Source organism: Devosia sp. (assembly GCF_034675085.1).
GTDB lineage: Bacteria > Pseudomonadota > Alphaproteobacteria > Rhizobiales > Devosiaceae > Devosia.
In genome coordinates this window covers 1-6484 of sequence record NZ_JAUCDN010000194.1, presented here as the reverse complement: position 1 = coordinate 6484, position 6484 = coordinate 1, and the positions used below count along the sequence as shown (strand labels likewise).

The 6484-nt window shown below is 64.2% G+C and carries 6 protein-coding genes and 1 pseudogene; 2 read left to right on the top strand and 5 right to left on the bottom strand.

Annotation, left to right across the window (positions count from 1 at the left end):
- The 5 genes and pseudogenes from VDP82_RS12335 to ccmA form a co-directional block, all read right to left on the bottom strand.
- A pseudogene (locus VDP82_RS12335) lies at positions 1-326 on the bottom strand (DsbE family thiol:disulfide interchange protein); the annotation flags it as partial.
- Positions 326-478, bottom strand: coding sequence for a heme exporter protein CcmD (gene ccmD / locus VDP82_RS12330; protein WP_323015146.1), 153 nt, complete (start codon positions 476-478; stop codon positions 326-328). The pseudogene VDP82_RS12335 and the gene ccmD, both read right to left, overlap by 1 nt.
- A complete protein-coding gene (locus VDP82_RS12325) occupies positions 475-1236 on the bottom strand; it encodes a heme ABC transporter permease (protein WP_323015145.1) in 762 nt (253 codons plus the stop codon). The genes ccmD and VDP82_RS12325 overlap by 4 nt, the downstream gene beginning before the upstream one ends.
- A 12-nt stretch (positions 1237-1248) precedes the next feature.
- On the bottom strand, positions 1249-1902 hold the full coding sequence (gene ccmB, locus VDP82_RS12320) for a heme exporter protein CcmB (RefSeq protein WP_323015144.1): 654 nt from the start codon (positions 1900-1902) through the stop codon (positions 1249-1251).
- Positions 1899-2525, bottom strand: coding sequence for a heme ABC exporter ATP-binding protein CcmA (gene ccmA / locus VDP82_RS12315; protein WP_323015143.1), 627 nt, complete (start codon positions 2523-2525; stop codon positions 1899-1901). The genes ccmB and ccmA overlap by 4 nt, the downstream gene beginning before the upstream one ends.
- A gap of 167 nt (positions 2526-2692) precedes the next feature.
- On the opposite strand from ccmA, the gene acnA reads away from it, so the two are divergent.
- On the top strand, positions 2693-5365 hold the full coding sequence (acnA, locus tag VDP82_RS12310; RefSeq protein WP_323015142.1) for an aconitate hydratase AcnA: 2673 nt from the start codon (positions 2693-2695) through the stop codon (positions 5363-5365).
- Between the two features lie 139 nt (positions 5366-5504).
- A complete protein-coding gene (locus VDP82_RS12305; RefSeq protein WP_323015141.1) occupies positions 5505-6242 on the top strand; it encodes a DUF1223 domain-containing protein in 738 nt (245 codons plus the stop codon).
- The last annotated feature ends 242 nt before the right edge of the window (positions 6243-6484 follow it).

The window sequence follows — 6484 nt, the reverse complement described above, 5'->3', positions numbered from 1 at the left end:
CGGGCATTTTCGGGCGCGTCCGCCTGGTTGATGCCGAAAAGCCGGACGCCGGCGCGCTCCTTGAGATCGACCAGCAGCGGATGCTCGTCCCGGCAGGGAATGCACCAGCTCGCAAAGACATTGACGACGCTCACCTCGCCCAGAAGGGTTGCGGTCTCGAAGCCCGGGACGTCCAGCCCCGGCACCGCCTCCATGGTGAATTGGGGAGCGGGGCGGTCGATCAGCACCGAACGCACCAGGTTTGGATCGCGATCCATGGACAGGGCGAAGATGGCGATGAGCCCGCCGAGCAGCACGAGGGGCAGGGCAAAGAAGAAATAGCGCATCAGCGGGAAGGCCGGGCGGCTTCGAGGTGGGCCAGCTTGCGGGTGACGGAGCGGGCATCGAACAGGGTCCAGGCGATGACGCCAAAAAGCGCCAGGGCGACGCCGCCATAGGCCGCCAGGATGAAGCCGGCATGGGGGCCGAGGTCGATCATGAGGCTTCCTTCTGCGCGGCGCGGCGCTGCAATGTCGTCACCCGGCGCCGCTTCACCTCGGTGTGGATGGCCTTGAGGTAAAGGGTGATGAACAGGAAAGTGAACGCAAACAGCATGATGAAGAGCGGCGTCAGCAGCGAGAGCGGCATGGTGGGGCCGTCGGGGCGGAAGACGCTGGCGGGCTGGTGCAGGGTGCTCCACCAATCCACCGAGAACTTGATGATGGGGATGTTGAGGGCGCCGACCAAGGTGAAAATGGCGACGATGCGGGCGGCGCGCAACTGGTCGTCGAAGGCGCGCCACAGGGCGATGATGCCCAGATAGATGAAGAGCAGCACCAGGGTCGAGGTCATGCGCCCGTCCCATTCCCAGAACGTGCCCCAGGTGGGCCGGCCCCAAAGCGCGCCGGTATAAAGCGCCAGAGTCGTAAAGAGTGCCCCGAGCGGGGCGGCGGCCTTCATCGATACATCGGCAAGTGGGTGGCGCCAGACCAGCGTGCCCAGCGCCGAGGCGGACATGGCCACATAGATGAACTGGCTGAGCCAGGCCGAGGGCACATGCACATACATGATGCGCACCGTGTCGCCCATCTGGTAGTCCTCGGGCGAATTGAACAAGGCGAACCACAGCCCGAGGATGAAGAGGCAAAGGGTGAGGATGGCCAGCGGCCAGAGCAGGGGCGTGGTCCAGGCGACGAACTGCCCCGGATGGGCCATCCGGTTCCACCAGCTTTGTTTAGGCGTGCTTTCGATGCTCATGGGCCAAGGCCTTTAATCTTCGGCGGACCTTATCGCAAGCGCGGCGGCGAAGGGAGACAGGGTTACGGCCATGAGGCTCAATGCCGCAAGAAACAGCAGGGCCGAGCCCGAATGGGTGGCGGTGATGCCGCCGACCCCGAAGATCAGCACCGGCACGCAGAGCGGGGCGATGAGAATGGGGGCGATCAGCCCGCCGCGCCTTATGGCCACGGTTACCGCCGCGCCGACCGTGCCGAAGGCGGCCAGGGCCGGGGTGCCGAGCAGCAGCGAGGCCAGCATCCGCCAGAAGCTGGCCAGGTCCATTGCGAGCAGCACGGCGAGGACGGGGCTGGCCAGGATGAGCGGCAGGGCCGAGATCAGCCAATGGGCGAGGAGCTTGGCGGCCATGATGGCGCCGAGCGGCAGATCGGCCTGGCGCAAGAGGAGCAGCGTGCCGTCGTCTTGATCCTCGCCGAACAGCCGGTCGAGGCCGAGCAGCATGGCCAGGAAGGCGGCGACCCACACCATGCCGGGGGCGATCCTGGCCAGCAGCAGTTGGTCGGGCCCGACGGCAAAGGGCACGATGGCACCGGTGATGACGAAGAACAGCACCAGCGTCAGCACATTGCCGCTGCCGCGCCGGGCCAGCTTCAATTCGCGTCCGAGCAGGGCAAGGAAGGCGCTCATCCTTGGCCTCCCAGCGTCAGAATGGCGGCATTCTCGACATTGATCGGATCGTGGGTGGCGGCGAGGACGAGCCCTCCCATGCCGAGATGGTGCTCGATCAGGCTGGCAACCACGCCATGGCCTTGGCTGTCCAGGGCGGCGGTGGGCTCGTCGAGCAACCATATGGGACGATGGCTGACAAGAAGCCGGGCCAGCGCCAGCCGGCGTGACTGGCCGGCGGAAAGGTAGCCGGCATCCAGATCGGCCAGCCGGGCCAGGCCCGTTTCTGCCAGCGCAAGGGCCGGATCGAGCCCGCCCGAGGGGTTGATCCTGGCCCAGAATTGCAGGTTTTCCGCCACGGTGAGGCGGGGCTTGATGGCGTTGCGATGGCCGCAATGATGGATCAGGCGTCCCGTCTCCTCCGCTGCCCCCAGAATGGAAAAATGCCCGGAAAGTGGGGTTATGAGGCCGGCGAGCGTCAGCAGCAGCGTGGTCTTGCCCGCGCCGTTCGGTCCACGCAAGAACAGGCACTGGCCCGAGGAGAGAGAAAAACTCAGCGGCGGACCAAGCGCCATGCCGCCGCGGCCGCAGACGAGGTCTTGCGCGGATAGGGTCAGCGGATCAAGGACTTGCCTTTGCGTCATGGCCCCATCTCGTATTGAACGAAAGGTCGGGCTGGCAAGCCCAATCGTCTTTCTCTATAAGCCCTTATAGATTGGAGTCATTCCAGCAAAGGCGGCGCAGGCCGGCAGTTTCCGGGGCTTTCCCGATCCGGCGCGCCTGCCGCAAGCGACAGATTAGGGCGGAAACCATGACCTCGGTAAACAGCTTCAAGTCCAAATCGACCCTTACGGTCGGCGGCAAGACCTACACCTATTATTCCATCGCCGAAGCCGAAAAGAACGGCCTCAAGGGCGTGTCCAGCCTGCCCCATTCGATGAAGGTGGTTCTGGAAAACCTGCTGCGCTTCGAAGACAACCGCACGGTGACCAAGGCCGATATCGAGGCCGTGGCCGAATGGCTCGTCACCCGCACCTCCGAACACGAAATCTCCTATCGCCCCGCCCGGGTGCTGATGCAGGACTTCACCGGCGTGCCGGCGGTGGTGGACCTGGCCGCCATGCGCGACGCCACCGCCAAGCTCGGCGCCGATCCGCAGAAGATCAACCCGCTGGTGCCGGTCGACCTGGTCATCGACCACTCGGTGATGGTGGACAGCTTCGGTACGGCGCTGGCTTTCGCGCAGAATGTCGAGCTCGAATATGAGCGCAATGGCGAGCGCTATGAATTCCTGCGCTGGGGACAATCCGCCTTCGACAATTTCCGCGTCGTGCCTCCCGGCACCGGCATCTGCCACCAGGTCAATCTGGAATATCTGGCCCAGACCGTGTGGACCCGCGAGGAAAATGGCGAAACCGTCGCCTATCCGGACACGCTGGTGGGCACCGATTCGCATACCACCATGGTCAACGGCATGGCCGTTCTGGGCTGGGGCGTGGGCGGCATCGAGGCGGAGGCGGCCATGCTCGGCCAGCCCATCACCATGCTGATCCCGGAAGTGGTAGGCTTCAAGCTCACCGGCAAGATCAATGAAGGCATCACCGCCACCGACCTGGTGCTTACCGTCACCGAGATGCTGCGCAAGAAGGGCGTGGTCGGCAAGTTCGTCGAATTCTACGGGCCGGGCTTGGATTATCTCAGCCTCGAGGACCAGGCGACCATCGGCAACATGGCGCCCGAATATGGCGCTACCTGCGGCTATTTTCCGGTGGATGCCGATACACTCAAATATCTTGCCACCTCGGGGCGCGATCCGCAGCGCGTGGCGCTGGTGGAAGCCTATTCCAAGGCACAGGGCATGTTCCGCGAGACCAGCTCGCCCGATCCGGTGTTCACCTCGACGCTGGAACTGGACCTTTCCACCGTGGTGCCCTCGATTTCCGGCCCCAAGCGTCCGCAGGACCGTATTGCCCTGGACAATGCCAAGCAGGCTTTCGCCGCCGCGCTGCCTAAGGAATTCGGCAAGACCGACGATCCCAAGGTCGCGGTGGATGGCCGGGATTTCGCCATCGGCCATGGCGACGTGGTGATCGCCGCCATCACCTCCTGCACCAATACCTCCAACCCGTCGGTGCTGGTGGCCGCAGGCCTGGTTGCCCGCAAGGCGCGGGCCCTGGGGCTCAATTCCAAGCCCTGGGTCAAGACTTCGCTGGCGCCCGGCTCGCAGGTGGTGACCGATTACCTCACCGCCGCCGGGTTGCAGGATGACCTGGACGCCATCGGCTTCAACCTGGTGGGCTATGGCTGCACCACCTGCATCGGCAATTCGGGTCCGCTGCCGGCTGAAATCTCCAAGGCCGTGCAGGCCGGCGACCTAGTGGCTGCCTCGGTGCTGTCGGGCAACCGCAATTTCGAAGGCCGCGTCAATCCGGACGTCAAGGCGAACTTCCTCGCCTCCCCGCCGCTGGTCGTCGCCTATGCGCTGGCCGGCTCGATGACCATCGACATCACCACCGAGCCCCTGGGCACCTCCAAGGATGGCAAGCCGGTCTATCTCAAGGATATCTGGCCCTCCAACCACGAGATCGCCGAGATCGTGCGCCAGCACGTGACCAAGGAAATGTTCCAGGGCCGCTATTCCGACGTCTTCAAGGGCGACAGCAACTGGCAGGCAATCTCCGTCGATGGCGGGGAGACCTACAAGTGGAATTCGGCCTCCACCTATGTGCAGAACCCGCCCTATTTCGAGGGCCTGACCATGGAGCCCAAGCCGATCACCGATATCAACCAGGCCAAGGTGCTGGCGCTGTTCCTCGACTCGATCACCACCGACCACATCTCCCCGGCCGGCTCGTTCAAGCCCGCCACTCCGGCCGGCAAATATCTCGAGGCCCATCAGGTGGCGCCCAAGGATTTCAACTCCTACGGCGCCCGTCGCGGCAATCATGAAGTGATGATGCGCGGCACCTTCGCCAATATCCGCATCAAGAACCAGATGCTGCCCGGCGTCGAAGGCGGCTTCACCAAGGGGCCGGATGGCTCGCAGATGGCCATCTACGACGCGGCCATGGCCTATCAGGCGCAGAATACGCCGCTGGTCATTTTCGCCGGCAAGGAATATGGCACCGGCTCGTCGCGAGACTGGGCGGCCAAGGGCACCAATCTGCTCGGCGTACGCGCCGTGATCGCGCAGAGCTTCGAGCGCATCCACCGCTCCAATCTGGTCGGCATGGGCGTCATCCCGCTGCAATTCAAGGATAGCGAGAGCTGGCAGACGCTGGGGCTGGATGGCAGCGAGACCATCGACATCGTCGATGTCGAAAAGATCGTGCCGCGTGCCAAGGTCAATGTGAAGATCACCCGTGCCAATGGCGAAGTGGTCAATGTCGAGACGCGCTGCCGCATCGATACGGCAAACGAGCTCGACTATTTCAAGAATGGCGGCATTCTGCATTACGTGCTGCGCAGTCTCGTGGCCGCGTAAGCCGCCTGCCTGCCCAATTGAAAATGGCGGTCCCTGCGGCCGCCATTTTTTGTTCCCGATCAGGCCCGGCGCGGAAAAGTCCGGCTCTCACCCTCTTTTGACTAGCGGGCGGCGGCGGGGGCGGCTTACAAGTTTGCCCATGATGTTCACGCCTCCTTCCGGTCCGGTTCTCGGCCTTCTTGCCCTGGCGCTTTTCATCCAGCCCGTGGGCGCCGAAACCGTGCGCACCAAGCCACGGGCGGTGGTGGAGTTGTTCACCAGCCAGGGCTGCGCTTCGTGCCCGCCCGCAGATGCCCTGCTCACCAGCCTCGCCGCCCAGGACGACGTCATCGCGCTCGCCTATCACGTCGACTACTGGGATTACGCCGGCTGGCAGGATACGTTCGGGGATGCCAGCTTCTCCGACCGCCAGCGCGCCTATGCGAAAAGCTGGGGGTCGTCGCGCATCTATACCCCGCAAATGGTCATCAATGGACAGCGCGGCGTGGTCGGCTCCAAACGCAACGAGGTCTATCGGGCCTTGCAGGGCGTCTCCATGCCGCTGGGGATCGATATCGCCCGTGAGGGCGATGCGGTGCGGATTTCCGTGGGGGCCCATGACGGGCTGGGCGATGCGGTTGTGTGGATGGTGAGCTATCGGGGCCGCGCCGATGTCGCCATCGAAACCGGCGAGAATGCGGGGAAGTCCCTTGTCTACACCCAGGTGGTGACCGGGCGGCAGGCCCTGGGCATGTGGGAGGCCGAGACCGGCGCCGATCTCAAGCTGCCCATCGCCGAAATCCTGCCCCAGCCCGGCGCCGGCATTGCCATCGTCGTGCAGCAGGAACGCCAGGGCATGCCCGGGCCGATCCTGGGTGCCGCCAGTTTCGAGCTCTGAATCGTCGTCATGAAAATGGCCCGCCCCGAAGGATGGGACGGGCCGACTGACTGGTCAACTCGGGAGTTGGGGAGGCTGGCACCCGGACGTCTGGGTTTGGGGGCTCGGTCTGTCCGGATGCCAGCCACTGGAGGCAATAAGGATATGCTGATCCGCCATTCGGGCGCGGAAAAGGACAAATCATGTCCAAATTGGGGTTTTTCGGCCCTCTTGCCTTCCCCGCCGAATGCCGCGATCATGAC

Excerpts from the sequence above, each read along its gene's own strand:
- VDP82_RS12305 (WP_323015141.1), top strand. The coding sequence starts at position 5,505 with ATGATGTTCACGCCTCCTTCCGGTCCGGTTCTCGGCCTTCTTGCCCTG.
- ccmD (WP_323015146.1), bottom strand. The coding sequence starts at position 478 with ATGATCGACCTCGGCCCCCATGCCGGCTTCATCCTGGCGGCCTATGGC.
- acnA (WP_323015142.1), top strand. The coding sequence starts at position 2,693 with ATGACCTCGGTAAACAGCTTCAAGTCCAAATCGACCCTTACGGTCGGC.
- ccmA (WP_323015143.1), bottom strand. The coding sequence starts at position 2,525 with ATGACGCAAAGGCAAGTCCTTGATCCGCTGACCCTATCCGCGCAAGAC.
- VDP82_RS12325 (WP_323015145.1), bottom strand. The coding sequence starts at position 1,236 with ATGAGCATCGAAAGCACGCCTAAACAAAGCTGGTGGAACCGGATGGCC.
- ccmB (WP_323015144.1), bottom strand. The coding sequence starts at position 1,902 with ATGAGCGCCTTCCTTGCCCTGCTCGGACGCGAATTGAAGCTGGCCCGG.